At 69.7% G+C, this 24,224-nt stretch carries 29 protein-coding genes and 1 tRNA gene; 17 read left to right on the top strand and 13 right to left on the bottom strand.

All coding sequences use genetic code 11. From position 1 onward, the window contains the following. The first annotated feature begins 25 nt into the window (after nucleotides 1-25). The 4 genes from CQ042_RS12030 to CQ042_RS12015 are packed head-to-tail and all read left to right on the top strand — an operon-like array spanning nucleotide 26 to nucleotide 3,885. The gene (locus CQ042_RS12030; RefSeq protein ID WP_105526331.1) at nucleotides 26-877 is read left to right on the top strand and encodes a tryptophan 2,3-dioxygenase; all 852 of its coding nucleotides are present in this window, start codon (nucleotides 26-28) and stop codon (nucleotides 875-877) included. Further along, nucleotides 877-1,839 (top strand): hydrolase, encoded by a 963-nt coding sequence (locus CQ042_RS12025; protein WP_105670715.1) that lies wholly within the window; start codon nucleotides 877-879, stop codon nucleotides 1,837-1,839. The genes CQ042_RS12030 and CQ042_RS12025 overlap by 1 nt, the downstream gene beginning before the upstream one ends. Beyond that, nucleotides 1,836-3,074, top strand: coding sequence for a kynureninase (locus CQ042_RS12020; protein WP_105670714.1), 1,239 nt, complete (start codon nucleotides 1,836-1,838; stop codon nucleotides 3,072-3,074). The genes CQ042_RS12025 and CQ042_RS12020 overlap by 4 nt, the downstream gene beginning before the upstream one ends. Beyond that, nucleotides 3,064-3,885 carry a PaaX family transcriptional regulator C-terminal domain-containing protein gene (locus tag CQ042_RS12015; RefSeq protein ID WP_105670713.1) on the top strand — a complete coding sequence of 274 codons (822 nt, stop codon included), beginning with the start codon at nucleotides 3,064-3,066 and terminating at the stop codon, nucleotides 3,883-3,885. Before CQ042_RS12020 ends, CQ042_RS12015 begins: the two co-directional genes overlap by 11 nt. Nucleotides 3,886-3,926: 41 nt before the next feature. Here the strand turns inward: CQ042_RS12015 and CQ042_RS12010 are convergent, their stop codons facing one another. Beyond that, the gene (locus CQ042_RS12010; RefSeq protein WP_105670712.1) at nucleotides 3,927-4,412 is read right to left on the bottom strand and encodes an FBP domain-containing protein; all 486 of its coding nucleotides are present in this window, start codon (nucleotides 4,410-4,412) and stop codon (nucleotides 3,927-3,929) included. A 313-nt stretch (nucleotides 4,413-4,725) separates the two neighbouring features. On the opposite strand from CQ042_RS12010, the gene CQ042_RS12005 reads away from it, so the two are divergent. Continuing rightward, complete coding sequence (locus CQ042_RS12005; protein ID WP_105670711.1) at nucleotides 4,726-5,073, top strand: hypothetical protein; 348 nt, start codon at nucleotides 4,726-4,728, stop codon at nucleotides 5,071-5,073. Nucleotides 5,074-5,111: 38 nt separating this feature from the next. Here the strand turns inward: CQ042_RS12005 and CQ042_RS12000 are convergent, their stop codons facing one another. Then, nucleotides 5,112-5,513: a hypothetical protein gene (locus tag CQ042_RS12000; protein ID WP_105670710.1), complete on the bottom strand. Its 402-nt coding sequence runs from the start codon at nucleotides 5,511-5,513 to the stop codon at nucleotides 5,112-5,114. Between the two features lie 192 nt (nucleotides 5,514-5,705). Here CQ042_RS12000 and CQ042_RS11995 point away from each other — a divergent pair, with 192 nt between their 5' ends. Next, entirely contained in the window at nucleotides 5,706-5,915 is a 210-nt protein-coding gene (locus CQ042_RS11995) for a CsbD family protein (protein ID WP_105670709.1), read from the top strand. Between the two features lie 77 nt (nucleotides 5,916-5,992). Here CQ042_RS11995 and CQ042_RS20490 read toward each other — a convergent pair whose 3' ends face one another. Then, nucleotides 5,993-6,157 (bottom strand): hypothetical protein, encoded by a 165-nt coding sequence (locus CQ042_RS20490; RefSeq protein WP_017201713.1) that lies wholly within the window; start codon nucleotides 6,155-6,157, stop codon nucleotides 5,993-5,995. A 122-nt stretch (nucleotides 6,158-6,279) separates the two neighbouring features. Here CQ042_RS20490 and CQ042_RS11990 point away from each other — a divergent pair, with 122 nt between their 5' ends. The 5 genes from CQ042_RS11990 to CQ042_RS11970 are packed head-to-tail and all read left to right on the top strand — an operon-like array spanning nucleotide 6,280 to nucleotide 10,060. Further along, a complete protein-coding gene (locus tag CQ042_RS11990; protein WP_105670708.1) occupies nucleotides 6,280-6,546 on the top strand; it encodes a Rho termination factor N-terminal domain-containing protein in 267 nt (88 codons plus the stop codon). An 8-nt stretch (nucleotides 6,547-6,554) separates the two neighbouring features. Next, the gene (locus tag CQ042_RS11985) at nucleotides 6,555-7,673 is read left to right on the top strand and encodes a YbdK family carboxylate-amine ligase (RefSeq protein WP_105670707.1); all 1,119 of its coding nucleotides are present in this window, start codon (nucleotides 6,555-6,557) and stop codon (nucleotides 7,671-7,673) included. 43 nt (nucleotides 7,674-7,716) lie between these two features. Next, on the top strand, nucleotides 7,717-9,114 hold the full coding sequence (locus CQ042_RS11980; RefSeq protein ID WP_105670706.1) for an MFS transporter: 1,398 nt from the start codon (nucleotides 7,717-7,719) through the stop codon (nucleotides 9,112-9,114). A 55-nt stretch (nucleotides 9,115-9,169) separates the two neighbouring features. Then, nucleotides 9,170-9,868 (top strand): DUF899 family protein, encoded by a 699-nt coding sequence (locus tag CQ042_RS11975; RefSeq protein WP_219844852.1) that lies wholly within the window; start codon nucleotides 9,170-9,172, stop codon nucleotides 9,866-9,868. A gap of 12 nt (nucleotides 9,869-9,880) precedes the next feature. Continuing rightward, nucleotides 9,881-10,060 (top strand): hypothetical protein, encoded by a 180-nt coding sequence (locus CQ042_RS11970; RefSeq protein WP_105670704.1) that lies wholly within the window; start codon nucleotides 9,881-9,883, stop codon nucleotides 10,058-10,060. A gap of 13 nt (nucleotides 10,061-10,073) precedes the next feature. Here CQ042_RS11970 and CQ042_RS11965 read toward each other — a convergent pair whose 3' ends face one another. The 3 genes from CQ042_RS11965 to CQ042_RS11955 form a co-directional block, all read right to left on the bottom strand. After that, nucleotides 10,074-11,099 (bottom strand): hypothetical protein, encoded by a 1,026-nt coding sequence (locus tag CQ042_RS11965; RefSeq protein ID WP_146115390.1) that lies wholly within the window; start codon nucleotides 11,097-11,099, stop codon nucleotides 10,074-10,076. Between the two features lie 5 nt (nucleotides 11,100-11,104). Beyond that, nucleotides 11,105-11,956: a phytanoyl-CoA dioxygenase family protein gene (locus CQ042_RS11960; RefSeq protein ID WP_105670702.1), complete on the bottom strand. Its 852-nt coding sequence runs from the start codon at nucleotides 11,954-11,956 to the stop codon at nucleotides 11,105-11,107. A gap of 93 nt (nucleotides 11,957-12,049) precedes the next feature. Continuing rightward, nucleotides 12,050-12,895: an AraC family transcriptional regulator gene (locus CQ042_RS11955; RefSeq protein ID WP_146115389.1), complete on the bottom strand. Its 846-nt coding sequence runs from the start codon at nucleotides 12,893-12,895 to the stop codon at nucleotides 12,050-12,052. A gap of 150 nt (nucleotides 12,896-13,045) precedes the next feature. Here CQ042_RS11955 and CQ042_RS11950 point away from each other — a divergent pair, with 150 nt between their 5' ends. Both CQ042_RS11950 and CQ042_RS11945 read left to right on the top strand, forming a co-directional pair. After that, nucleotides 13,046-14,098: an iron-containing redox enzyme family protein gene (locus CQ042_RS11950; RefSeq protein ID WP_105670700.1), complete on the top strand. Its 1,053-nt coding sequence runs from the start codon at nucleotides 13,046-13,048 to the stop codon at nucleotides 14,096-14,098. After that, nucleotides 14,095-14,307 carry a CDGSH iron-sulfur domain-containing protein gene (locus CQ042_RS11945; protein WP_105670699.1) on the top strand — a complete coding sequence of 71 codons (213 nt, stop codon included), beginning with the start codon at nucleotides 14,095-14,097 and terminating at the stop codon, nucleotides 14,305-14,307. The genes CQ042_RS11950 and CQ042_RS11945 overlap by 4 nt, the downstream gene beginning before the upstream one ends. A gap of 29 nt (nucleotides 14,308-14,336) precedes the next feature. Here CQ042_RS11945 and CQ042_RS11940 read toward each other — a convergent pair whose 3' ends face one another. After that, nucleotides 14,337-15,212 (bottom strand): heme o synthase, encoded by an 876-nt coding sequence (locus CQ042_RS11940; RefSeq protein ID WP_105670698.1) that lies wholly within the window; start codon nucleotides 15,210-15,212, stop codon nucleotides 14,337-14,339. Between the two features lie 6 nt (nucleotides 15,213-15,218). After that, entirely contained in the window at nucleotides 15,219-15,998 is a 780-nt protein-coding gene (locus tag CQ042_RS11935; RefSeq protein ID WP_258132238.1) for a YggS family pyridoxal phosphate-dependent enzyme, read from the bottom strand. 80 nt (nucleotides 15,999-16,078) lie between these two features. On the opposite strand from CQ042_RS11935, the gene gabT reads away from it, so the two are divergent. Continuing rightward, entirely contained in the window at nucleotides 16,079-17,416 is a 1,338-nt protein-coding gene (gene gabT / locus CQ042_RS11930; RefSeq protein ID WP_105670696.1) for a 4-aminobutyrate--2-oxoglutarate transaminase, read from the top strand. 5 nt (nucleotides 17,417-17,421) lie between these two features. On the opposite strand, the gene CQ042_RS11925 is transcribed toward gabT, so the two are convergent. Continuing rightward, nucleotides 17,422-18,102 carry an HAD-IA family hydrolase gene (locus tag CQ042_RS11925; RefSeq protein ID WP_105670695.1) on the bottom strand — a complete coding sequence of 227 codons (681 nt, stop codon included), beginning with the start codon at nucleotides 18,100-18,102 and terminating at the stop codon, nucleotides 17,422-17,424. Between the two features lie 52 nt (nucleotides 18,103-18,154). Between CQ042_RS11925 and CQ042_RS11920 the strand changes: the two genes are divergently transcribed. Both CQ042_RS11920 and CQ042_RS11915 read left to right on the top strand, forming a co-directional pair. Further along, on the top strand, nucleotides 18,155-19,162 hold the full coding sequence (locus tag CQ042_RS11920) for a type I glyceraldehyde-3-phosphate dehydrogenase (RefSeq protein WP_105670694.1): 1,008 nt from the start codon (nucleotides 18,155-18,157) through the stop codon (nucleotides 19,160-19,162). Between the two features lie 2 nt (nucleotides 19,163-19,164). Continuing rightward, the gene (locus CQ042_RS11915) at nucleotides 19,165-19,914 is read left to right on the top strand and encodes a glutamine amidotransferase (protein ID WP_105670693.1); all 750 of its coding nucleotides are present in this window, start codon (nucleotides 19,165-19,167) and stop codon (nucleotides 19,912-19,914) included. A 60-nt stretch (nucleotides 19,915-19,974) separates the two neighbouring features. Here the strand turns inward: CQ042_RS11915 and CQ042_RS11910 are convergent, their stop codons facing one another. Further along, complete coding sequence (locus CQ042_RS11910; RefSeq protein ID WP_105670692.1) at nucleotides 19,975-20,520, bottom strand: carboxymuconolactone decarboxylase family protein; 546 nt, start codon at nucleotides 20,518-20,520, stop codon at nucleotides 19,975-19,977. Between the two features lie 122 nt (nucleotides 20,521-20,642). Between CQ042_RS11910 and CQ042_RS11905 the strand changes: the two genes are divergently transcribed. Then, a complete protein-coding gene (locus tag CQ042_RS11905; protein ID WP_105670691.1) occupies nucleotides 20,643-21,494 on the top strand; it encodes an AraC family transcriptional regulator in 852 nt (283 codons plus the stop codon). Nucleotides 21,495-21,510: 16 nt separating this feature from the next. Here CQ042_RS11905 and CQ042_RS11900 read toward each other — a convergent pair. From CQ042_RS11900 to CQ042_RS11890, 3 genes are all read right to left on the bottom strand, one after another. Further along, nucleotides 21,511-21,581, bottom strand: a tRNA-Cys gene (locus CQ042_RS11900). A 13-nt stretch (nucleotides 21,582-21,594) separates the two neighbouring features. Next, on the bottom strand, nucleotides 21,595-22,845 hold the full coding sequence (locus tag CQ042_RS11895; RefSeq protein ID WP_105670690.1) for a pyridoxal phosphate-dependent aminotransferase: 1,251 nt from the start codon (nucleotides 22,843-22,845) through the stop codon (nucleotides 21,595-21,597). Then, nucleotides 22,842-24,203, bottom strand: a complete 1,362-nt coding sequence (locus CQ042_RS11890) for an aminotransferase class I/II-fold pyridoxal phosphate-dependent enzyme (RefSeq protein WP_105670689.1) — start codon at nucleotides 24,201-24,203, stop codon at nucleotides 22,842-22,844. The genes CQ042_RS11895 and CQ042_RS11890 overlap by 4 nt, the downstream gene beginning before the upstream one ends. Nucleotides 24,204-24,224: the final 21 nt, after the last annotated feature.

Below are 24,224 nucleotides of genomic sequence, written 5' to 3'. Positions count from 1 at the left end.
GCTACGAAAGTGATATGTTCGGCACATGCACACCGAGAACGAACGCGCCCTCGAATCCGGCATCGTCACCGACCTCTCGGGCCGGATGACGTACGGCTCGTACCTGGCGCTGGACCAGCTGCTCACGGCGCAGCATCCGGTGAGCGAGCCGCAGCACCACGACGAGATGCTGTTCATCATCCAGCACCAGACCACCGAGCTGTGGCTCAAGCAGCTGCTGCATGAGCTGTCGTCCGCCCGTGAGCTGCTCGCCCGCGACGACCTGCGCGAGGCACTGAAGCGCATCGCCAGGGTCAAGCGCATCCAAGACGTGATGACGCAGCAGTGGTCGGTGCTCGCCACCCTCACCCCCACCGAATACGCGCAGTTCCGCGGTGCTCTGGGCAACTCGTCCGGGTTCCAGTCCGTGCAGTACCGGGCGGTGGAGTTCGCGCTCGGCAACAAGAACGAGAAGATGCTGAGCGTCTTCGCCGACCACCCCGCCAACCTCGCTCTCCTCACCGCCGAGTGGGAGAAGCCGACGCTGTACGACGAGTTCCTGCGCTTCGCCGCTCGACGCGGGCTGCCGATCCCGACCGAGATCCTCGAACGCGACGTGCGCGAGCCGTACCGGGAAACCCCGGAGCTGGTGCCCGCGATCCGCGAGATCTATCAGGACCCGAGCCGGTACTGGGACCTGTACGAGGCGTGCGAAGACCTGGTCGACCTCGAGGACAACTTCCAGTTCTGGCGCTTCCGGCACCTCAAGACCGTCGCCCGCACGATCGGCATGAAGGTCGGCACCGGCGGCTCCAGCGGCGTCGGCTTCCTGCAGCGCGCGCTGGATCTGACCTTCTTCCCCGAGCTCTACACCGTGCGCACCGAGATCGGCCGCTGATGCACGCCGCGACGTTCTTCGACGGGTTCGGGTGGCGCGAGGGCGTCGTCGAGCTCGTCGACGGGCGTGTGCGGCTGCGCGAAGAGGTCCCGACCGCCGGACTCCCCCGCATCGAAGGCGTCATCATCGGTGGGTTCACCGACCACCACGTGCACCTGCAGCTGGTGGATCACGCCCTGCTGGCGGGCTCCCGTCTCGGTCGCGTGGTCGACCTCGGCGGAGAGCCCGAGGAACTGCGCCGGCTCGCCGTGCACAACTCAGGAGGAACACCCTCCGACCGGTCCGCCACGGGCGAATCCGGCCCGGCCGACGCTCATGCTCCTGAGATACGAACCCGGCAGGCGGTGGAGATCGACTTCGCCGGCGCGTTCCTGACGGCTCCGGGCGGCTACCCCTCCGACCGTGACTGGGCGCCGGCAGGCTCGGTCCGTGAGATCGCCGACGTGGATGCCGCGGTCGAAGCTGTGGCGGAGATGGCGGATGCCGGCGCCTCCTGTATCAAGGTCACCAGCAACAGCACCGCGGGCCCTGTCTTCACCGACGACCTCTTCCGCCGGACCGTCGGACTCGCCGCCGACCGCGGCCTCCTCGTCGTCGCGCACGCCGAGGGTGCGGGCGAAGCGCAGCGCGTCGTCCGTCTCGGCGCGGCACGTCTCGCCCATGCCCCGTTCACGGAGCGCCTCGACGACGACGAGATCGCCCGCCAGGCGGCCGCTGCCTCGTGGATCTCGACGCTGGCGATCCACGACGACCCGGAGCGTGCGATCGCGGTCGACAACGTGCGCCGCTTCCACGCCGCCGGCGGCACCGTGCTCTACGGCACCGATCTGGGCAACGGGCCGATGCCGGTCGACCTGAACCCGCTCGAGGTCGCCGCTCTTGCTCGTCCCCGGCAGCGCGGCGACCGCCGGCCCTCTCGACGCCCGCCCCCTCACCCCCGCAGATCTGAAGGTGTGACATGACCGATCCCCGCGATGACGCCCTCCTCGAACGCGCCCGCGCCCTCGACGCGGCCGACCCGCTGCGCGCGCACCTCGATGCATTCGCCGATGCCCCCGGCGTCACCGCCTACCTCGACGGCAACTCGCTCGGCCGCCCCCTGCGCGACATACCGGAGAAGCTCGCCGCCTTCGTGCGCGACGACTGGGGCACGCCGCTGATCCGCTCCTGGGACGAGCAGTGGATGACGCTGCCGATGGAGCTCGGCGACCGCATCGGCCGCACAGCCCTCGGCGCGGCCGCCGGGCAGACCGTCGTCGCCGACTCGACCAGCGTGCTGATCTACAAGCTCATGCGGGCCGCCGCGGCCGCCGACGCGGACCGGACCGAGCTCGTGATCGAGGCGGGCAACTTTCCCACCGACCGCTTCCTCGCCGAAGGTGTCGCCGCCGAGACGGGGATGACCCTGCGCTGGCTCGAGCCCGACCCCGTGCACGGAGTGACGATCGCCGATGTCGAGGCCGTGGTCTCCGCCCGCACCGCCCTGGTGTCGCTGAGTCACGTCGACTACCGCTCCGGAGCGCTGGCCGACATGCCGGGCATCACGGCGGCGGTGCACGAGGTCGGCGCCCTGATGATGTGGGACCTGTGCCACTCGGTCGGCGTGATCCCGATGCAGCTCGACGACTGGGGTGTCGACCTGGCCGTCGGCTGCACCTACAAGTACCTCAACGGGGGCCCCGGCTCCCCCGCCTTCGCCTATCTCCGCCGGGGACTCCAGGGTGTGCTGCGTCAGCCGATCCAGGGCTGGTGGAGCGCCGCCGACATCTTCGCGATGGGGCCCGCGTACGTGCCATCGGGCGACATCCGCCAGCTGCTCAGCGGCACCCCTCCGGTGACGTCGATGCTCGCGATGCAGGGCATGCTCGACCTCATCGAGCAGTCCACGATCGAGGGTGTGCGGGCCAAGTCGCAGTCGCTGACCGATCTCGCGGTGCGCGCCTACGACGAGGTGCTCGCGCCTCTCGGTGTGCGGCTGCTCAGCCCCCGCGACGCCGAGCTGCGCGGCGGCCACGTCACGATCGGCCACCCGGACTTCCGCGATGTCACGCGACGGCTGTGGGCCGACGGCATCATCCCGGACTTCCGGTTCCCCGACGGCATCCGCCTCGGGCTCTCCCCGCTGAGCACCTCGCACGTCGAGACGATCACCGGCGTGCTCGCGGTGCGCGACGCCTTGGAGTCCGGTGACTTCTGATCTCGCCGCCGCCCCCGTGCTCGATGACATCGATGCGCGTCCCGGCAGCACCGCCTCGCTGCTGCGGACGTTCATCGGCGTCTTCCTGCGCCCGCTCGGCGGCTGGATCTCGGCCGCCGATCTGGTGGCCCTCGCCGGCGACCTCGGCGTCGAGGCCGCCCCGGCGCGCACCGGCGTCGCACGCCTCAAGCAGAAGGGGCTGCTGCTCGCCGAGCGTGAGGAGCAGATCGGCTACCGACTGAACCCGGCCGCGATCCCGATGCTCGAGCGCGGCGACCGGCGCATCTTCGAGATGCGGGAGATGACGGATGCCGACCCCTGGTGCCTGCTGTCGTTCTCGATCCCCGAGAGCGCGCGGAGCGTGCGCCATCAGCTGCGTCGACGGCTGCAGTGGATCGGCGCAGGAGTCGTGTCACCGGCGCTGTGGATCTGCCCCGGCCACCTGCAGGACGAGGTGGCGCAGATCCTCGACGAACTCGACGCACGCCCGTGGGCGACGCTGTTCCTGTCATCCACCCCCGTCCCCTCCGGTCCCCTGATCGACGCCGCGGCCCGGTGGTGGGACCTGGAGGCGCTGCGCGCGGAGCACCTCGCCTTCCAGGTCTCGCTCGACGCGCTCCCCGCCGAGCCGTTCGCCGCGTATGTGCAGCTGATCGACCGCTGGCGGGTGCTGCCCTACACCGACCCGGGTCTTCCCCCGTCGATGCTGCCGACCGATTGGCCCGGTCGTCGCAGCTTCGACGAGTTCGCCCGACGTTCGGCGGAGCTGACGGCACCTGCCTGGGCGCACGTGCGCGCCCGGATCTCCTAGCTCGGTCATCCCGCCCCTGCCCGTTCCGGTCGAGAGTCGGGTCAGCCCGCGACCTCGGCGAGGAAGCCCGCGACGTGCTCCTGCAGTCGCAGGATGCGCAGGTCGCGCGCGAACTCGCGGTCGAAGCCCTGGTAGGCCAGCGGCGGCAGGATCCGCACGTTCCGATTGCAGCCGAACTCGGCGCAGGTGAGCACGCCGATGGAGTCGCCCTTCCGCCCGGCCGGCCCGGCTTTCCTGGCCACGAACAGCTGCACGTCGTTGCGGAGAGTGACGTCTTCGCACCACGAGCACTGCGCCCTGGCGATCACGCGCTGCTCGGCGCGCTGCAGGAAGACGCCGACCGGGGCGTCATCGATCCAGGTGACGACGTAGGCCCGGCGGGGCATCTTCGGGTCGACCCAGCCGAGGAAGTCGAGCCGATCGAAGTCGAGCTCGGCGAAACCGGGAGGCAGGGTGAGGTCGGAGACCTCTTTGCGGGAGGCGTTGAGGAAGGAGTCGCGGATGGCGCGCTCATCGATGGGACGCATGAGAGAAGTGCTTTCGGAGTGGTCGCCGCGAAGGCGAGTCGATCGGAGGAAGGATTCCCGGACGCGGACGCCGGGTACGACACGGCACCGGGGACGGGGGTTCCGCCTCCGGTGGGTCCTCAGCCTCTGTCTGCGGCGCGGAAGGCGCCTGCAGCTCCGTTCTGCGCCCCGAGGGCGCTCATCGACGACAGCACCCGGCGAGCCTACACCCGTTTGTTTCACTCCGTGTCGGCCGGCCTGGGCGCCGCGGGACGGCCGACTTAGTCTTTCCGGAACGTCGAACGAGAAGACGTCGAACGAGAAGGAGACCACCGTGTCCACGCCGCTGAACCGCCTTTCGCCCCTCCCGGTGCGTGAGCGTGCGGCGTGCATGTGCAGCCATGGCGGCCGGTGCTCCTCGTTCGCCCCCGGCCACGCACTGCACCTGATCCAGGCACGCATCGCCTCGGCCACGCCGGCTGAGTGGATCGACGCTCTGGTCGAACACGCCGACGCCGTCTCCGGAGACCTCCTGGTACGCACGCTCGACGGCGAAGCGCATGCGCTGTGGAACGGAGCCGGCGCCGCGCTCGAGGCCGCACCTGGCACGCCCGTCGCCCTGCACACGCGCTACGGCGTGCTGGCCGTCGGCAGCACCCAGTTCAACGTCGCCGCCGTCTGACGCCAGCCTCCGAGGAATCCCTGAACCCGAGCTGCGGTTCAGGCGCTCGCCATCAGCATGTCCTTCATGGCGGAGCACGCATCCATGCAGGCCTGGCACGCCTGAGCGCACATCCGGCACACGTCGCTCTCGTCCGCATGACGCGCGCACGCATCCATGCACGTCTTGCACATCGCGATGCAGGCGTTGAGCATCGCCATCATCGAGGCGGGCGTCATGCCCTGCATCCGCATCATCGACCGCATCATGGTGTTGCACATGTCCGCACAGTTCATGCACGCGGGCGAACAGTCCATCATCTGCGTGGAGCACACCGTGCAGGCTTGCTCGCACGCGGCGCACGCATCCATGCACGCCTGCATGACGGACATGTCCATCATCTGCATGTCGGGCATCGACTCCATGTTCTTCGACATGGCGCCCATCATCATCGAGTCCATCGCACACCGCTTCCTTGGTCGAGGTCCGCGGGCAGGACCACCCGCCTGGCGCCAGGCTAGTCCTTCGCGGAGCGCGCGTCGATGGCGGGCGGAACGCTGTCACGCCCCGGCCCGATTGTCAATCCCGTGGCCCCTTCGGCAACACGGTGACAGTGTCGGAGACGATCCAACCGCCTACGAGAGGAGCTGCACATGAGTGCCGCAGACGACATCAAGAACGCCGCCGAGAAGGCCGCCGGAAAGGTCAAGGAAGGCGTCGGAAAGCTCACCGACAACGAGAAGCTCGAGGCCGAGGGCAAGGCGGATCAGGTCAAGGCCTCCGCCAAGCAGGCCGGAGAGAACGTGAAGGACGCCGCCGAGAAGACCGGCGACAGCGTTCGCGACGCGTTCGACAAGAAGTAACGGCCCCTCGGACGCCGAAGAGGTGAGGTCCGCCGATGGGCGGGCCTCACCTCGATGGGGTCAGACGTACGGTGTCGTCAGACCTTGCGGCTGCCACTGATCGCTCGGATCAACCAGGCGATCACAGCGATCGCGAGGAGGACGAGCCCGACCCACAGGAGGAACTGGAGCGACTGCACCAGTCCTCCGGTGATCGCGAGGATCACTGCGACGACGATGACGATGATCAGGAGGATGTTCATCGGTCTTTCCCTTCTTTCGGGGCGCGGACGCCCGACTGCGGTGACTCCACGCTAGCCGTGGCACACCATCTGCCAGAGGGGGTTGACTTCCACCCTCCGAATGCGCGAAGGAGATGAGAAACATGCCAGGACGACGGAACAATTCACTCAAGGATCCCGAGCTGTACGAAGAGCTCAGGGACGAAGGGGCGTCGAAGGAGAAGGCTGCGCGCATCTCGAATGCCGCCGCGAAAGAAGGGCGCAGCGCGGTCGGACGGCGGGGCGGAGAGCATGGCGACTACGAGGACTGGACCGTCCCTGAGCTGCGCAAGCGCGCGAAGGAGCTGGGCCTCACCGGCTACAGCGGCAAACGGAAGTCCGAATTGATCTCCGCGCTCCGGAATCACTGAGGCCGGGGATGACCCGCTTCGGCATCGAGGAGGAGTTCCTCTTCCTCGATGAGCACTCGCTGGTGCCCGTGACTCTGGCCGCCGGCACTCGCGAGCGCATCACCCGCCTGCGCACGGGTGGCGAGGTCACGAAGGAGTACCTGACCTCGCAGATCGAGTGCCTGACGGAGCCCGTCTCGACCGCCGACGACGCCGACGCACAGCTGCGACACCTGCGAGGGCTCATCGGCTGGCATGCCCGGGAGCAGCAGGCGATCGCCGCCGGCACCGGCACGCCGTTCGCGACGACGCGCTCTTCGGCCGTCTCGCCCTCCCCGCACTACGACGACGTCTCCGCACAGCTCGGTCATCTCACCCGCGACCATGAGGTCAACGGCCTGCACGTGCACGTCGAGGTCACCGATGACGAGGAGAGGGTCCGCGCACTGAACCGCGTGCGGGGCTGGCTCCCCGTGCTGCTGGCACTCACCGGCAACAGCCCGTATGTGAGCGGCCGCGACTCCGGTTTCGCCAGCTGGCGCAGCATCCTGATCCGCCGGCTGCCCGCGTCGTGGAGCCCTCCGAGGTTCCACGACTTCGACGACTATCGCGCCGGTGTGCGGCGGCTCATCGATCTGCACGCCGTCACGGATGCCGCGTCGTTGGCGTGGGCGGCCCGGATCTCGGAGCGCTATCCCACCGTGGAGGTGCGGGTCTTCGATGCGCAGCTGACGCCGGAGGATTCGGTGTTCGCCGCACTCCTCTCGCGGGCGATCGTGCGCACGGACGATCAGCGGCAGGCCGACATCGGCGTCGACGGGATCGACGCCTCCCTGTGGACGGCGGCCCGCCGCGGAATGGGTGCCCGTCTGATCGATCCGACGACCGGCGAGGTGGATGATGCCTGGGCCGTCGCCGAGCGGATGCTGGCGATCATCGGCCCCGCACTGCGTGAGCTCGATGACGAGGAGCGGATCCGCGACGGAGTCGAGCGTCTGCGCGTCCACGGCACCGGCGCCGCCCGGCAGCGACGCGCGCACGATGAGGACGGAACGCACGGACTCGCGGAGCTGCTCCTCGCCGGAACGCCGACGCCGTCTCCCGCCGCGCAGACCACACCGCGTCCGGAGCCCGCTCCGGCGCCGTGATCGCACCGCCCCGGGGGTCCGCCACCGGGAGTAGGGTCGGCCTGTGGCATCCTTCGCCCCGCTCCAGCGGCTCGTGATCTCGATCGCGGTGCTCGCGTCTTTCGTGACGTTCCTCGACGGCACGGTCGTGAACGTCGCGCTGCCGGCGATCAGCCGTGAGCTCGGCGGTGGCATCACCACGCAGCAGTGGGTGGTCGATGCCTACCTGATCACCTTGAGCGCCCTGATCCTGCTGGCGGGCTCCGTCTCCGACGCGTACGGCCGCGTCCTCGTGATGCGCATCGGCCTCATCGCCTTCGGCATCGCCTCGATCGCGGTCGCTGCGGCGTTCGATCCCCTGATGCTGATCATCGCCCGCGCCGCGCAGGGCGCCGCCGGGGCCCTGCTGGTGCCGAGCTCGCTCGCGCTGATCACCGCGACCATGCGCTCCGACGTGCAGTCCCGCGCGATCGGGGTGTGGACCGCCTTCACCACCGCAGCCCAGCTGGTCGGCCCGCTGCTCGGCGGACTCTTCGTCGACTTCCTGTCGTGGCGCTTCGTGTTCCTCATCAACGTCGTCCCGATCGGGATCACCCTCTTCCTGCTCGCCCGCCTCCACCTTCCGGAGCATCCGCGCGGCATCAAGGTCGACTGGTGGAGCGGAGCCTTGTGCGCGATCGGTCTCGGCGCCGTGGTGTTCGCCCTGATCGAGCAGCCCAACATGGGGTGGCAGTCGCCCGCGATCTGGATCCCCGCGATCGCCGGAGCAGCCCTGTTCGCCCTGTTCCTGTGGCGCCAGCAGCACTCGGCGTCGCCGCTCATGCCGCTCTGGCTGTTCCGGGTGCGCGACTTCGGCTGGGGCAACCTCGCCACCTTCTTCGTGTACGCCGCGCTGTCGCTCAACGGGTTCGTGGTCGGCGTCTACCTGCAGCAGGGAGCGGGACTCAGCGCGACCGCCGCGGGGCTCGCGAGCCTGCCCATGACGATCCTGATGATCCTCGTCAGCTCGCGCGCCGGCCAGTGGGCCGGCAGGTTCGGGCCGCGCATCTTCATGACGGTCGGCCCGCTACTCATGGCCGTCGGCGCCCTGATGCTGCTTCTCGTCTCCACCGAGTTCGACTACTGGTGGCAGGTGCTGCCGGCCATGATCGTGATGGGGCTCGGGCTCTCGCTCACGGTCGCCCCGCTGACCGCCGCGATCCTCGGGGCGATCGATGAGAACCACTCCGGTATCGCCTCGGCCGTGAACAACGCGGTCTCCCGCGTCGCCGGCCTGCTCGTGGTCGCGATGCTGTCGACGATCGTCGGTGGCACCCTCGACCTCGACGGGTTCCACAGCGCGGCGTGGGTCACCGCGGCGCTGCTCGTGATCGGCGGCGTCGTGTCGTGGATCGGCATCCGTCGCAATCCGGCCGAGTCCGTGCCGGCCGACGTCGCCGCGTCCGGCCCCGACCCGCATTGACCGTGTCGGCGGCCGCGCGCAGACTGGACGCACCGTCGCTCAGCAACCGGAGGTCATCGTGAGCACAGGACAGACAGCCCTTCCGCCGGTCGTCGATGCCGAGACATGGCGCCGCGAGCTCGACGCGCTGCGGGTGCGCGAGAAGGCCGCGACCCGCGAACTCGATGCCATCGCCGCGCAGCGACGCCGTCTGCCCATGGTGGAGCTGCCCGAGTACACACTCGTCGGCGCCGACGGTCCGGTGCGTCTCGCCGACATCTTCGACGGCGCCTCGCAGCTCATCGTCTACAACCACATGTGGTCGGACGGCAGCGAGTGGCAGTGCCCCGGCTGCACCGGCTTCACCTCGCAGTTCACGCGGCTCGACGTGCTCGATCGCTACTACGACGCCCGCTTCGTGATCGGGACGAACGGTCCGATCGATGAGGCTCTGGCCTACCGCGACCGCGTGGGCAACCGGATGGACTGGTACTCGAGCGCCGACAGCACGTTCGGAGCCGATGTGGATGCCCCTCCGAACGCGGGCTTCGGGGTGAACGTCTTCCTGCGCGACGGCGAGACCGTGTACCGGACCTGGCACACCGAGGGCCGCGGCACCGAGCGGCTCAGCTCCCTGCAGGGGCTCGTCGATCTGCTGCCGTACGGCCGGCAGGAGGAGTGGCAGGACGTGCCGGAGGGCTGGCCCCAGCACCCGACCTACTCCCAGGGGATGGGCTCGAAGGAGATCGCGGAGCTGTACGGGGCGACGCACTGAACCGGCTGCTCCGTGGCGCGCTGCTCCCCGCCGTCGCGGCGCTGCTGCTCGCGCTCGCCAGAGGAGCTCCTGCTGCACGCCGACGGCGAGGTCGTCTTCGATCCGGACTGGCCCGATGAGGCGCTGCTCGACACGTCGACCGCCGAGCATCGCGACCGGATCGACGGCTACGCGTTCGAGGTCTGCCGCTGATCCGACCGGAGGATCACTGCGGCGTGAGCACGATCACGCGACCGCCGATCACCCACTCCGACACGGCGATGGCCCCCGACGCGTCGACCGCGATGCCGTGCGGACTGCGGAAGACACCCCCGACGAGCTCGGACCGCTCCAGCTCATCGCCGACGATCGTGTTCGGCCAGCCGGCTGCGTCCGCGCCGTCGGTGTCGCCCAGCCGCGCGGCCACCCGCTCGTCGAGCCCGAATGCCACGATCGCGCCGTGCAGTTCCGTGACCCACACCTGCTCTCCGTCGAGCGCGAACCCCGATGGGCTCGTCAGCTCTCCCTCGCCGTAGGAGCGGAGGAACCGCCCTTCGGTGCTGAGCACGACGATCCGTCTGTTGTTGCGATCCGCGACCAGCAGTTCGGGAACGGGCCGGCGTGTGTCGAGGATGATGGCGTGCGGTGACGCGAAGGCCAGGCCGCCGTCGCCGCCGTCGGTCGTCCAGAGCGGTTCTCCGCTGCGGGCGAAGCAGTGCACGCGGCTGCGCCCGTAGCCGTCCGCGACCCAGATGCGTCCGCCGTCGCGCTCGGATTCACTCGTCACGCCGGTCGGACGCCAGCCACGGGATTCCTCACCGAGGGCGCTGTCGTCGATGACCTGCTGCGTGTGCCCGGTGGCGTCGACCCGCACGACCTGTCCAGGCCGGTCGACGTCGAGGTGGTCGCCGCGCTCCCGGTGGTCGTACTTCGTGCCGTTGTCGGCGATCCAGATGGCGTACTCCGTGCCGAACGCGTCGACGCTCATGCCGTGGCACTCGGTGACGTCGAGCTCAGCGGTGCGTCGCCCCTGTGCATGACGCAGATGCACGAGCGCGCGGCCGTCCGGCGACGCGGTCACGAGTCCCTCACCGTCGGGGCCGACGACGACGCCGTGATGCGCCCAGCCCCGGACCGGCCCCGCAGCGGTCGTGTATTCGCGCCAGTGGTAGCTTCGCTCGCCGAGGTCGACGGTGGTCCGTGCATCCACGTTCTCCGCGTCCCAGATCCCGCTGCCCCTGTTGTCCTTCACACCGCTCACAGTCCGTCATCCAGGTGCCAGTGCTCCTGCCAGCGCCAGTCGATCGGCTCGGAAGCGCGTTGGTAGCGGATGTCCGTCGAGAGGCGGACGCGGTCGAGCGGATCGACGTTGTCGGTGCTGGCGTGCACGACGTACGACGAGTGCACCATCACATCGCCGGCGCGGTAGTTCGCCATCAGCCAGCGGGCGTCGTGCGCATCGGCGAGTCCGGGGAGGTCGGCGGTGATCGACGCGGCAGGGTGCTTGTCGCCGCGCGCACGTTCGTCGGCGAGCGCCCAGTGGTGGCTGCCCTCGAGGTAGGCGAGGCCGCCCTGTTCGGCCGGACAGTCCCCGAGCGGGATCCACATCGACAGCACGCGCTCGCTCCCCTCACGCAGATACACGAGGTCGTAGTGCGCCTGCGTCGCGGTGCCGATCCCCGACTCCCCCGGGCGGATGTGGCGGATGATCTTGCGCTTGTGCAGATGCACGTCCTCACCGAGGAACCACTCGAACCACCCGCGGATATCGGGGTGCCCCGTGAGCGCCGCATACTGTTCGCCGGGAACGATGTGGTCGAACAGCGCCGAGCGGATCTTGGCCCTGTCGATCTCGCCTTGGGCGCCGACGCCGACCGCGGGGTCGGATCCGGGTGCCACGATCCCGGTGTCGGACATGGCGGTGAAGTAATACTCGCGGAAGTCGCGCACGATCTGCGGATCGAGTTGCTGCGGCAGGTACAGGTAGCCGTCCCGGCGCAGGCGCTCCCACAGGGCGTCCTTGTCGGTGCGGATGGCATCGGGCACGGGCTCCATCCACCCCAACCGCGAAGGCGAGTCGTCGAGCGTATATCCGTTGGACGTGAACATGAATCCAGGATCGAGGACATTTGGACTTCAGTCCATGGACTTTCACGCCCGATCGTTGGATTTTCGGGATGAGAGCCTGGGGACTTGGATGATTCAGTCGTTCTGAACGCGAGCTTGCTGCCGCCGGAACACCGAGGGCGAGACGCCGGTGCGGCGGCTGAAGATGCGCGAGAAGTACGCGGCGTCCTCGTACCCGACCTGTGCCGCGATCTGGCCGACGTCGAGTCGCGTCTCCGCCAGGAGCGTCTGCGCACGCGTGAGGCGCACCTCGATCACGAAGTCGTTGACGGTCAATCCCGTCGCGGTGCGCACCGCCTCGCCGAGCTCGCGGGCTGTGAGCCCGACTCCTCCGGCGCGGTCAGCCACGGAGAGCGATCGGGCAGCATCCCGAGCGATGAGGTCGACGACGCTCCCGCCCTCGCCCGCCGCCTCCACGGGATCGAGAGCATCGAGGATCGCGAGCAGGAGCCGCTGCGCGGCGACCGAGGCGGCGACCTCCGACCGCGGCCCGACCGCGGCGACCGCTTCCCGCAGTTCTCCGAAGAGCGCTTCCGCCTCGTCCACGGGCCGCGCGAGCGACTGCACCGGGCGGAGCCGCCCTCCCAGCCCTGTCCCCTCGAAGGCCGCGAACGGCTCGCCCTCGAACAGGATCCAGTGCTCGGACCAGCCGCCGGCATCCGGTCCGTATCCGTGCCGGACGCCGGGGGTCAGCCAGATCACCGCCGGTCCCTCGACCGGCAACCGCAGACTCCGCGGTTCGTATTCCTCGTACGTGCCGCGCCCCTCGGAGACGTACACCAGGCCTCGGGTGGGCAGCGCACGCCGGCTGAAGGGGCGCAGGGGGCCCGACTGCTCCCCGGCGCCGTGACACGAGACCAGGAGACGCCGCAGCGCGTGGCGCGGCGAGGCGTAGTGGGACCAGGAGCCCTGCGCAGTCATCGACGTCAGCCTAACGCCCCTCGATCGTCGCGCTCCGCTTCGCATCCGCGTCCGCCGCATGCCCCGCTGGGCGGCGCACGTCAAGTCCCTGTGCCCACCTCGCTCGGGCGGGCAGGATGCGAATGTCCGCATCGATTGGGAGCCCGACACATGACCACATCCGCCCCGGCGTCCACCCCCGGCACATCCCTCGCCTTCGCGGCGCGCGGCCCGGTGAGCCGCGCCGTCCTGGCGCACCTCACGGGCGACGGCGCCGACGAATCCGACCACACCGCCCTCGCCGCGGAAGCGGTGGCGGCGAGCGGCGACATCGCACGCGACGACGACATCCAGCTCGCGCTCTTCCTCCTCTACGCCTCCGCATACGGATCACTGCCCACGCTGGCCGCCGACCTGGAGTGGGATCCCGCGCTCCTCGCGACCCGGCGTCTCCTCGAGGGGGCGTTCGAGAGCGAGCTGCGCGCGAGGGTACCGATCCCGGAGCTGCCGGAGCCGACCGTGGATGCCGTCGGCCGGGCGCTCTTCGCCCTCGCCGCCGCCGATACCGGCCCGAGCCTGTCACGGTACTTCGCGAAGAAGGCCACCAGGGAGCAGGCCGAGGAGATGCTCGTCCTGCGTTCGGTGTACACCTTGCGCGAAGCGGATCCGCATTCCTGGGCGATTCCCCGTCTGGAGGGCCGCGCCAAGGCCGCGCTCGTCGAGATCCAGTCCGACGAGTACGGCGGCGGGCGTCCGGAGCGCGTGCATGCCGTGCTCTACGCTCGCGCGATGCGGGCCGCCGGGCTCGACGACACCTACGGCGCCTACGTCGACGACGTGCCGGCCGTCACACTCGCGTCGCTCAACATGATGTCGCTGTTCGGACTCAACCGCCGCCTGGTCGGAGCGATCGTCGGGCACCTCGCCGCGTTCGAGATGACCTCGTCCATCCCGTGCCGGCTGTATGCGGACGGCCTCCGGCGCCTGGGCTTCGACGCGGATGTCGCGGAGTACTTCGACGAGCATGTCGAAGCCGACGCCGTGCACGAGCAGATCGCGGCGCGCGACCTCGCCGGCAGCCTCGCGGAGGATCGCCCGGAGCTGCTCTCCGACATCATGTTCGGTGCTGCCGCGTGCCTCGCCGTGGACGGCTGGAGCGGAGCTCGCACTCTGGACGCCTGGTCGGCAGGCCTGTCGTCGCTGCGCGGACGGGTGTCATCGTGAGCACCGGGCATGCGCACGCGCGCGCGACGATCACGCCGTACCCCGACGGCCCGCTGCTGGTGCGCGGCGACGTCGAGCTGCGCACCGGCGACGGCGAGCCGATCGCGCCGCACCGCCGCACCATCGCGCTGTGCCGCTGCGGACTCTCCGCTCTCAAGCCCTTCTGCGACGGGACGCACAAGGCAGCGGGGTTCCGCACCGACGACTGACCTCCGCTCGCGACCAGCAGCGGCCGGACTCACGAGCGGAGGAACGGATCGACCCCGACGGCGAGGAAGAGCACAGCGAGATAGACGATCGATGCCCGGAAGACGAGCATCGGGCGCAGCTCACACCCGCGGCGGTCGCGGACCCGCAGGCGGTGCGCCGAGAACAGGAACCCCGCTCCGGCCCCTACGGCGACCGCCGGGTACAGCCAGCTCACCTCCGCGACGAGCGGGAGGACGAGCGAGCAGGCGACGGTCGCCCACGCGTACCCGATCACCCGGAGGGCGACGTAACCGGGTTCGCGCGTCGCCCCGAGCATCGGCACCCCCGCCCGGCGGTAGTCGTCGCGGTAGGTGATCGACAGCGGCCAGTAGTGCGCAGGCGTCCAGAAGAACACCACGAGGAACAGCACGACCGCCGGCCACTCGATGACTCCGCGCTCCGCCGTCCAGCCCACGAGCACGGGGACGCACCCGGCGATCCCGCCCCAGACCACGTTCTGCTCGGTGCGGCGCTTCAGCACGAGCGTGTAGAGGACCACGTACAGGACCAGGCCCGCCGTCGACAGCGCCGCGGGCACCGGCCCGACGGTCGCGAGCATCCAGATCACGGATGCCACGGCGAGCGACCAGGCGAATGTGAGTGCCGCTCGCGGAGAGATGATCCCCGTGACCAGCGGGCGCTGGGCCGTGCGCTCCATCAGGGCGTCGCTCTCGCGCTCGAGGTACATGTTGAACGCCCCGGCCGAGCCGGCGCTCAGCGCACCGCCGAGGAGCACCGCTGCCAGCAGGAAGAGGTCGGGCCACCCGTCGGCCGCGAACACCATGACCGGGATCGTGGTGACGAGGAGGAGTTCCAGGATGCGGGGCTTGGTGAGCGCGAGGTACGCACGCAGGGTCCGCACCACGGGCGTTCAGGCCTCCGGCCAGTAGTAGCTGTCCGGCAGCGCGCGGGCGCCGAAGATCGCCTGCCCGACGCGCACGCAGGTAGCGCCCTCTTCGACGGCGATCTCGTAGTCACCCGACATGCCCATCGAGAGTTCGCCGTTGCCGATGAGCTCGGGCGCGTCTTCCCTCGCCTGATCGCGCAGCGTGCGCAGCACGGCGAAGCACTCCCTCACCCGTGCATCGTCCGGCGTCAGGATGGCGAGGGTCATCAGCCCCCGCACGCGAAGGGCGGAGTAGGAGGGAAGCGCCTCGAGGAACGCCGGGAGCTCCTCCGGCGGCATCCCGAACTTGGAGTCCTCCGCCGAGGTGTTCACCTGCACGAAGACGTCGAGACTGCGCCCTGCGGCCTGCAGGCGGCGGTCGAGCGCCTCGGCCACGCGCAGTCGATCGAGCGCCTGGAACTCGGTCGCGAACGCGGCGACGTCTCTGGCCTTGTTGGTCTGCAGGTGCCCGATGATCGACCAAGACACGTCGAGGTCGGCGGTCTCGCCGTTCTTGCGCACGGCCTCCTGCACCTTGTTCTCGCCCAGCAGTCGCATGCCCGACTCGATGGCGACGCGGACACGGTCGGTCGGGACGGTCTTGCTCACCGGGAGCAGCGTCACGTCCTCCGGCGCGCGTCCCGCCCGCCGGGCGGCATCGGCGATGCGCGCCTGGACGCGGGCGACGTTCTGCCGGAAGTCCTCGACGGTGAACGCCGTGGGATAGCGATCGTCGGACCCGATCGGTGCTTCCATCTTTGACATAGGTCAAAGCCTGACATAGTCTTAGGTCGATCCGACCGAGCGGATCCCTTCGTTCGGCGACGCTCACCGAAGGAGCCACCATGCCCTCGTCCCGCGTGCTTCCCGCCCGCTCGTCCGCACCGTCCGTCCTCACCGCGGTGCCGGGACCGCGCAGTCGCGAGATCCACGAGCGACGCCTGCGCACCGTGGCCCGAGGCGTGGGCAGCGTGCTGCCGATCTACATCGCGCACGCGGACGGGCCCTGGGTGACGGATGTCGACGGCAACCGCTTCCTCGACCTGGGCAGCGGCATCGGCGTGACGACCATAGGCCACGGGAACCCCGCGGCGACCGCTGCCGCCGCCGCGCAGCTCGAGCAGGTGACGCACACGCTGTTCACCGTGACGCCCTACGAGGGGTATGTGCGACTGGCGGAGCTGCTCGCCGAGAAGACGCCGGGCGACCACGAGAAGCGCTCGATGTTCGTGAACTCCGGCGCCGAGGCGGTCGAGAACGCGGTCAAGATCGCCCGCAGGAGCACCGCCCGTCGCGCCGTCGCGGCCCTCGACCACGCCTTTCACGGACGCACGAACCTCACCCTCGCGATGAACCACAAGGCGGCGTACGGCACCGGCTTCGGCCCGTTCGCCCCGGACATCCATCGCGTACCCAACTCCTACCCCTACCGCGACGGCCTCACCGGGGAGCAGGCGGCCCAGCGGACGATCGAGCACCTCGAACAGCGCATCGGCGTGACCGACCTCGCCGCACTGATCGCGGAGCCCATCCAGGGCGAGGGCGGATTCGTGATCCCCGCCGCCGGCTACCTGCCCGCTCTCCAGGAATGGTGCACGCGCAACGGGGTCGTCTTCATCGCCGACGAGATCCAGACCGGACTCGGCCGCACCGGCACCTGGTTCGCGAGCGAGCACTTCGGCGTCGTCCCCGATCTCGTGCTCACCGCCAAGGGAATCGCCGCCGGCCTCCCGCTCGCCGGGGTCACGGGACGCGCCGAGATCATGGATGCCCCCGACCCCGGCGGACTGGGCGGGACCTTCGGCGGCAACCCGGTGTCCATCGCTGCGGCACTCGCCGTCTTCGCCGAGCTCGAGAACGGCGACTTCTTCGCGGAGGCCCAGCGCATCGGTGGGCGACTCCAGCACCGCCTCGACGATCTCGCCTCGCGCCACCCGCTGATCGGGGACGTCCGCGGCACGGGCGCGATGTACGCGTTCGAGCTGAGCATCCCCGGCTCCCGACTCCCCGCGGCCGGCGCGGCATCCGCGATCGCCGCCTTCGCCGCGCAGCACGGCATCCTCCTGCTGACCGCGGGCAGCGACTCCAACGTCATCCGCTTCCTGCCGACGCTCACGACCACCGACGATCAGATCGACATCGCGATGGACGTGATCGACAGCGCACTCACCACCCTCGGGTGATCCCGTCAGCCGTGCGCGCCCGCGGCATCGACCCCGAGGACCCCGGCTCGCCACCGCACGCGGCCGAGATCGGCGACGACGAGATCGGGGTCCCCCGCCGCCGATTCCATCCCCACGCCGATCACGGCGCCGGCACCCGCCGCGCGCGCGGAGCGGATACCCGGCACGGAGTCCTCGAACACGACGCAGTCCTCGGGAGCACGCGCCAGCAGGTAGGCGCCGAGGAGGTAGGGATCGGGCTCGGGCTTCCCCCGGGAGACGTCCTCCGCGGCGACCATCACCGGCGGACGGGGCACATCGGAGCCCCGCAGCCGAGCCATCGCCACCGCACGGTTGCTGCTGGTCACGAGTGCCCACGCGTCACGTGGCAGCGACCCGACGAGGCGCGCGGCGCCGGGGATCTCCCGCGTGTGCACGGCCGCCGCGATCTCGAGGGCGATCAGCTCTGCGGTCGCGGCTTCTGCGGCATCCCGGCCCACCAGCCGGGCGACAACCTCGCTCGGCCGCATCCCGTGCGGCGCGTCCCGCAGGAAATCGAAGGAAGGGGCGTACCTGCGCGCCCAGGCATCCCACGCCGGAGCCGCAGCCGCCACGGAGTCCACGAGCACGCCGTCGCAGTCGAAAAGCAGTCCTGCGTGCGCGAACTCCCAGGAATCCCCATTCCGCGCATGTGATAATTTTGGCATAGGCCAAAAGTATCATCCGGCACGGGGGGACCGCGCCACAGAGAGGAGCCTCATGCCCGCACGAATCGCCATCAATGGACTCGGCCGCATCGGCCGCAATCAGCTCCGTCTGCTCCTGGCGCGCAGATCGGACCTGGAGCTCGTCGCCGTGAACGATCCACGCGGCACCCGCACCCTCGTCGGGCTGCTGCGCGCGGACGGGGGCAGCGGCCCCTCGACACGGGGCGTGAGACACGACGAGAAGCACCTCTTCCTCAACGGTCACGCGATCCGGATGTTCTCGGAGAACGATCCCCTGCGCCTCCCGTGGGCCGAACTCGGCGTCGATGTCGTGATCGAGGCTTCCGGCGCGGAGACCAGCTCGGACCACGCCAGAAGGCATCTGGCGGCAGGCGCGAAGAAGGTGATCATGACCGCACCCGCCGCGGGAGACGACGGGACCATCATGCTCGGCGTGAACGAGCAGACCTACGACACGAACAGGCATCACGTCATCTCCAGCGCCTCCTGCACCACGAACTGCCTCGCGCCGGTCGCGAAGATCTTCCATGAGGCATTCGGGATCGACGCGGGTCTGATGACGACGATCCAGGCCGGCTCGACCGATCACCTCCTACGCGACATCCCGCACTCCGACCGGCGCACATCCGGCGCGAAGGACGGGAAGATCACCTCGCGCGCGGCGGGCACGGCGCAGGCCATCGGACGGCTCCTGCCCGACCTCGATGACGGGCGCCTCGACAGCTTCGCACTCCAGGTCCCCACCATCAACGGGTCGATCACGCACCTCACGGTCACGGCGTCCCGACCGGTCACCGCCGACGAGGTCAGAGCCGCCTACAAGACAGCGGCCGAGGGGCCGTTCAAGGGGATCCTGCGATGCGCGGACGACGAGATCGCCGTCGCCGACACCGTCATCGATCCGCATTCGTCGATCCTGGATGCCGGGCTGATCCGGGTGATCGGATCCCAGGTGAAGATCTCCGCGTGGTACGACGACGAGTGGGGATACTCGCACCGTCTCACCGAGCTCGCCGAATACGTGGCAGAGAGGCTGTGAGCATGGGGAACCTCACGACGCGACCGCGCACCGCGCTCGCATTCCGGCACGTGCACTTCGAGGATCTGGGGATCATCGAGCCGCTTCTGCGCGAGCGCGGATACCACGTGGAATACCTCGACCTCGGCGTCGAGGCGATCGACATCGAGCGCGTGGACACGGCCGATCTGCTGATCGTCCTGGGCGGCCCGTTCGGCGTGCACGACACAGACGGCTACCCGCTTCTGCACGCCTCGAAGGAAGCCGTGGCGCATCGCCTCCGCGATGGACGCCCCCTGCTCGGGATCTGCCTCGGCGCGCAGTTGGTCGCCGAGATGCTCGGCGCCGAGGTGCGACCGACCGGAGCGGTGGAGATCGGGTACGCGCCCCTCGATCTCACCGATGAGGGCCGCGATTCGCCCTTGCGCGCCCTCGACGGCATGCCCGTGCTGCACTGGCACGGCGATGCGTTCACGATCCCCGAGGGCGCGCAGCATCTCGCCCGAACGCCGGGGTTCCCGAACCAGGCGTTCCGCATCGACTCGGTGCTCGCCCTGCAGTTCCACCTGGAAGCCGACCACCGGACGATCGGACGCTGGCTAATCGGCCACGCGCACGAACTGCACCACCACGGGATCGACCCGCGCTCCATCCGCGAGGACGCGAGGACCTATGGTCCGAAGCTGGAGATCGCCGCTCGTGCCGCTCTCGGCAGCTGGCTGGACGACGTCGAGAGCGACGCGCCGACGCCGACGACGGCGCCGACCGAGTGACGACCGATCCACGATGAAGGGCCGGGTCCGCATGGACCCGGCCCTTCATCTGTGGGACGCTCAGCTCGCGCGACGCAGTGCCACGCTCGGGAAGTCGATCGGGACGTCGAGCGCGATGTTCACGTAGTTGGTGAACAGATTCAGCGCGACCTGGGCGATGGTCTCGACGATCTCCTCGTCGCCCCAGCCCTGCGCACGGACGGCGTCGACGTCGGCGGACGACACCTGGCCGCGTTCGTCGACGAGCTTCAGTGCGAAGGCGAGCAGCGCGGCCGTACGCGGGTCGTCGGACTCGCCACTCTGCGCGGCGGCGAGGGTCTCCCGCGAGAGGCCTGCCTTCTTGCCGAGTGCGGTGTGGGCGGCGAGGCAGTACTGGCAGGAGTTGCGATCGGCGACGGCGACGGCGATCTGCTCGCCGAGCGCCGGACCGAGGGCACCGCCACCGAAGGCGCCGAACGCACCCCACATGCTGGTGAGCGCAGCGGGAGAGTTGGCGACGGCACGGAACATCGCGGGAACCGCGCCGAAGGCCCCGTTGATCTGGTCGAGCTGCTCCTTGACGTTGCCGGTGGCGTTTTCGCGGTCGATGAGAGGGACGTTGGGCACGAGATGCTCCTTCGATGGTGGATGGAACCCCGGTTCGGGTTGCTTCCAGTCTTTCGAGATCTACCGGACGATACGCACCAAAGTGTCTTGCTTTCATGACTTATCGTCCAGATAATGGAGTCATGCCTCCGCTCGACCGTCTGTCGCCGCTGCTCGAACGCTTCCGCGTGCGCACGCGCCTGTTCCACAGCGGGCCGTTGTGCGGGACGACCGTCTTCCCGGCGAGCGGCGGCCACGGCTTCCTGCACGTGCTCCGACGCGGCGAGATGGAGGTGACCCATCGTCGCGCCGACGGCGGCACGGAACGCGAGGTCATCGTGCGCCCGAGCCTGCTCTTCTTCCCCCGCCCTCTCGATCACGCCTTCTTCAATGCGCCGACGGACGAGTCGGACTTCGCCTGCGCGACCCTGGACTTCGACGGCGGAGCCACGCATCCGCTCGTGCGCACCCTGCCCTCGACGATCGTGCTACCGCTCGATGAGGTCGCGACGCTGAGTCCCGCGCTGGATCTGCTGTTCTCCGAGGTCGACAACGTCCGCTGCGGGCGCCCCCTGGTGGCGGATCGGATGTTCGAGGTCGTGCTGATCCAGTTGCTGCGGTGGATGCTCGATCACACCGACCAGCTCGAGCTTCCTCCCGGCCTCATCCCGGGCCTCGCGGATGAGTGCCTCGCCCCGGCATTGGTGGCGGTGCATGAAGCTCCCGGGGAGTCGTGGAATCTCGGTTCCCTCGCCCGCACCGCGAACATGTCGCGGAGCGCCTTCGCCGCCCGGTTCAAAGAGGTGCTCGGGCGCTCCCCCGGCGACTACCTGACCGAGTGGCGGCTCACGATCGCGCAGGAGCAGCTGCGCGCCGGGATGTCGGTGAGCTCGGTGGCGGCAGAGCTCGGCTACGCGAGCTCGTCCGCGTTCTCGCGCGTGTTCGCGCAGCGCTTGGGCCACTCGCCGCGCGCGTGGCTGGCAGCGGCCGCCTGAGACGGAACCCGATGTGAGGTGGAGGCAGGATTCGAACCTGCGTGCACGGTCTTGCGGACCGCGACCTGGCCACTCGGTCACTCCACCGGGTCGGAGGCGCTCAGCGCCCAGGTGGGGAGTACCCGTTCAGGAACGCACCGAAGCGTCGGAGCGCATCGGTGAGCACATCGGCCTCCGGGAGGAACGCGATCCGAAGGTGGTCGGGGGTGCGCAGATTGAACGCCCTGCCGTGCACGAGGAGGATCCGCTCCGCATCGAGGAAGTCGAGCACCAGCTGCTCGTCGTCGCCGATGCGATGCACCTGAGGATCCAGACGGGGGAAGAGGTAGAGTCCGCCACCGGCCTCCTGCGTGTGCACGCCCGGAATCGCGTCGAGCGCATCGAGCGCCGCATCACGCTGCCGCGTGAGACGACCATCGGGAGCGACGAGGGCGTCGAGCGTGGCGTCCTGGGTGAGGGCGGCCGTGATGGCGTGCTGGGCCGGCACGGATGCGCACATCCGCATGGACGCCAGCAGGCGCACGCCGGAGAGGAAGGGGTCGTCGCGATGGAATCCGGTCGCCGTCATCCACGCGGCGCGATATCCGGCCACACGGTGCGTCTTGGAGAGCCCCGCGAAGGTGATGCACGGGACATCCGGGGCCACCTGCGCCGTCGACACGTGCTCGAACCCGGGGTACACGACACGGTCGTAGATCTCATCCGAGAGCAGCAGGAGTCCGTGGCGCCTGGCCAATTCAGCGATCTGATCGAGCACCGCGCGCCCGTAGACCGCTCCGGTCGGGTTGTTCGGGTTGATGATGACGATCGCCACCGTGCGCGGGCCGATCAGTGATTCCATCGCCGCCAGGTCGGGGATCCACCCCTCGGACTCGACGCAGGGATAGTGCACGGCCCGCCCGCCGGCCAGCACCGTCGATGCCGTCCAGAGGGGGTAGTCCGGGCTCGGGATCAGCACCTCGTCGCCCGGTTCGAGCAGCGCCTGGAGGGTCAGGCCCACGAGTTCGGAGACACCGTTCCCGACCGTGATGTCGTCGATTCCGAGTGCGGGGAAACCGGGGCGAAGCGCATAGTGCGCGCCGATGGCCTCGCGGGTCTCGGGCAGCCCCGCGGACTCGGAGTAGCCGTGTGCGTGCGGCAAGGCCGAGCGGAGGGCCTCGACGATGGCCTCCGGAGCCTCGAAACCGAACGGGGCCGGGTTGCCGATGTTCAACCGGAGGATGGGTTCTCCGCGCTTCTCCAGCTCGGCAGCGCGCTCCGCCACCGGCCCCCGCAGGTCGTAGAGCACGCCCTCCAACCGCGACGAACGTCCGATCCGATGCTCGACGCCGTCCGGTCGACGCGCGGTCATGCCACTGCTCCGAACGGGCTCGCGGGGCCGACGGCCGCGACCAGGTCGTCGACGAGGCGACGCAGGTCCGCGTCGTCGAGGTCGTGCACGGTCAGGCGCAGATGCCTGGAGCCCGGCGAGGTTGCGGGGTCGAGCGCGAACTCGGCTCCGGGGCGCGCGAGCCAGCCGCGCAGCGCGAGCCGCCGACTGACCTCGGTGGCATCGTGGCGGACGTCGACCCACACGTTGAGACCGTCGTCGCTCTGCACCTGCAGTCCGTGCGTGACGAGCATCGAGACGAAGAGGCTGTTGCGCCGCGCATAGTGCTCGCCCGCTTCGGCGATCAGCCGCTGCGTGCCCTCATCGCGCAGCATCGCGGCGGCGAGCCGCTGCATCACGTGACTCACCCACATCGTGCCGGGGCTGAGCCGCCGCGCGAGTCGATGTGCAGTGACAGGGTCGGATGCCGTCACGGCGAGGCGCATGTCGGGGCCCAGGAACTTCGATACCGAGCGGACGAGCGCCCACCGCTGATGCGTGGGGGCGATGACGCTCGAGTAGTCCGTCGAAGCGAGCAGCGAGAAGTGGTCGTCTTCGATGACCAGCACATGAGGGTGGTCGACGAGCACCTCTCGAAGCTCCTGCGCGCGCGCCGCACTCGTGCCTACACCGGTCGGGTTGTGCGCCCGCGGCGTGCAGACGATGGCCCGCGCGCCGCTCTCGAGCGCAGTGCGAAGCCCCTGCACCGTCATCCCCTCCCGGTCGACGGGAATCGCGACGGGCGAGTAGCCGGCGAGGCGGGCGGTGTGGATGCTGGAGAGGAAGCAGGGATCTTCGAGCCCGACACGGTCACCCTGCACCAGGGTCTGCGCGAGCAGCCGCTCGACGGCATCCACGGCTCCGGCGGTGATCGACAGGCGGAAGGGCCGGGGGTGATCCGCGGCGATCCACTCCGTCGCCCATTCGGCGAGGTCGGCGTCGATCACGGACTCGCCGTACAGCACGTGGGTCGGCGTGACCGTGGAGAAGGCGGCGGCGAGGTCGGGCAGGTGTGCTGCGTCGGGATTGCCGCTGCCGATGTCGCGCAGCACGGAGCCGGGGGTGAACCCCTCGTCGGTGCTCTGCTCCGGCCCGAGCACCGTGGTTCCGGTGCGGCCGCTCGTGGCGGCGATCCGCGCCGTGACCAGCGAACGATACGCCGCGAGCACCGTGTTGCGATTGACGCCGAGGCGAGCGGCGAGCGCGCGCACCGACGGGAGGAGATCGCCCGGGGCGTATGCGCCGCGTTCGACGAGATCGCGCACGCTCTCGGAGATCTCGGCGGCGGTCGAACCCGCGATGCCCTCGGAGACGTCGTCGCGATCGGGTGCCTGGGCCATGGTTCGACCGTAGGTGATCTT

Source organism: Microbacterium sp. MYb62 (genome assembly GCF_002979475.1).
Classification (GTDB): domain Bacteria; phylum Actinomycetota; class Actinomycetes; order Actinomycetales; family Microbacteriaceae; genus Microbacterium.
This window is presented reverse-complemented; position numbering and strand designations above follow the sequence as displayed.

Coding starts and splice junctions, on each gene's coding strand:
- CQ042_RS12020 (WP_105670714.1), top strand. CDS start 1,836: ATGACCGATCCCCGCGATGACGCCCTCCTCGAACGCGCCCGCGCCCTC.
- CQ042_RS12025 (WP_105670715.1), top strand. CDS start 877: ATGCACGCCGCGACGTTCTTCGACGGGTTCGGGTGGCGCGAGGGCGTC.
- CQ042_RS11915 (WP_105670693.1), top strand. CDS start 19,165: ATGGGGAACCTCACGACGCGACCGCGCACCGCGCTCGCATTCCGGCAC.
- CQ042_RS20490 (WP_017201713.1), bottom strand. CDS start 6,157: ATGAACATCCTCCTGATCATCGTCATCGTCGTCGCAGTGATCCTCGCG.
- CQ042_RS11935 (WP_258132238.1), bottom strand. CDS start 15,998: ATGTCAAAGATGGAAGCACCGATCGGGTCCGACGATCGCTATCCCACG.
- CQ042_RS11920 (WP_105670694.1), top strand. CDS start 18,155: ATGCCCGCACGAATCGCCATCAATGGACTCGGCCGCATCGGCCGCAAT.
- CQ042_RS11990 (WP_105670708.1), top strand. CDS start 6,280: ATGCCAGGACGACGGAACAATTCACTCAAGGATCCCGAGCTGTACGAA.
- CQ042_RS11995 (WP_105670709.1), top strand. CDS start 5,706: ATGAGTGCCGCAGACGACATCAAGAACGCCGCCGAGAAGGCCGCCGGA.
- CQ042_RS11955 (WP_146115389.1), bottom strand. CDS start 12,895: ATGACTGCGCAGGGCTCCTGGTCCCACTACGCCTCGCCGCGCCACGCG.
- CQ042_RS12010 (WP_105670712.1), bottom strand. CDS start 4,412: ATGCGTCCCATCGATGAGCGCGCCATCCGCGACTCCTTCCTCAACGCC.
- CQ042_RS12030 (WP_105526331.1), top strand. CDS start 26: ATGCACACCGAGAACGAACGCGCCCTCGAATCCGGCATCGTCACCGAC.
- gabT (WP_105670696.1), top strand. CDS start 16,079: ATGCCCTCGTCCCGCGTGCTTCCCGCCCGCTCGTCCGCACCGTCCGTC.
- CQ042_RS11905 (WP_105670691.1), top strand. CDS start 20,643: ATGCCTCCGCTCGACCGTCTGTCGCCGCTGCTCGAACGCTTCCGCGTG.
- CQ042_RS11950 (WP_105670700.1), top strand. CDS start 13,046: ATGACCACATCCGCCCCGGCGTCCACCCCCGGCACATCCCTCGCCTTC.
- CQ042_RS11890 (WP_105670689.1), bottom strand. CDS start 24,203: ATGGCCCAGGCACCCGATCGCGACGACGTCTCCGAGGGCATCGCGGGT.
- CQ042_RS11925 (WP_105670695.1), bottom strand. CDS start 18,102: ATGCCAAAATTATCACATGCGCGGAATGGGGATTCCTGGGAGTTCGCG.
- CQ042_RS12000 (WP_105670710.1), bottom strand. CDS start 5,513: ATGGACTCGATGATGATGGGCGCCATGTCGAAGAACATGGAGTCGATG.
- CQ042_RS11895 (WP_105670690.1), bottom strand. CDS start 22,845: ATGACCGCGCGTCGACCGGACGGCGTCGAGCATCGGATCGGACGTTCG.
- CQ042_RS11985 (WP_105670707.1), top strand. CDS start 6,555: ATGACCCGCTTCGGCATCGAGGAGGAGTTCCTCTTCCTCGATGAGCAC.
- CQ042_RS11960 (WP_105670702.1), bottom strand. CDS start 11,956: ATGTTCACGTCCAACGGATATACGCTCGACGACTCGCCTTCGCGGTTG.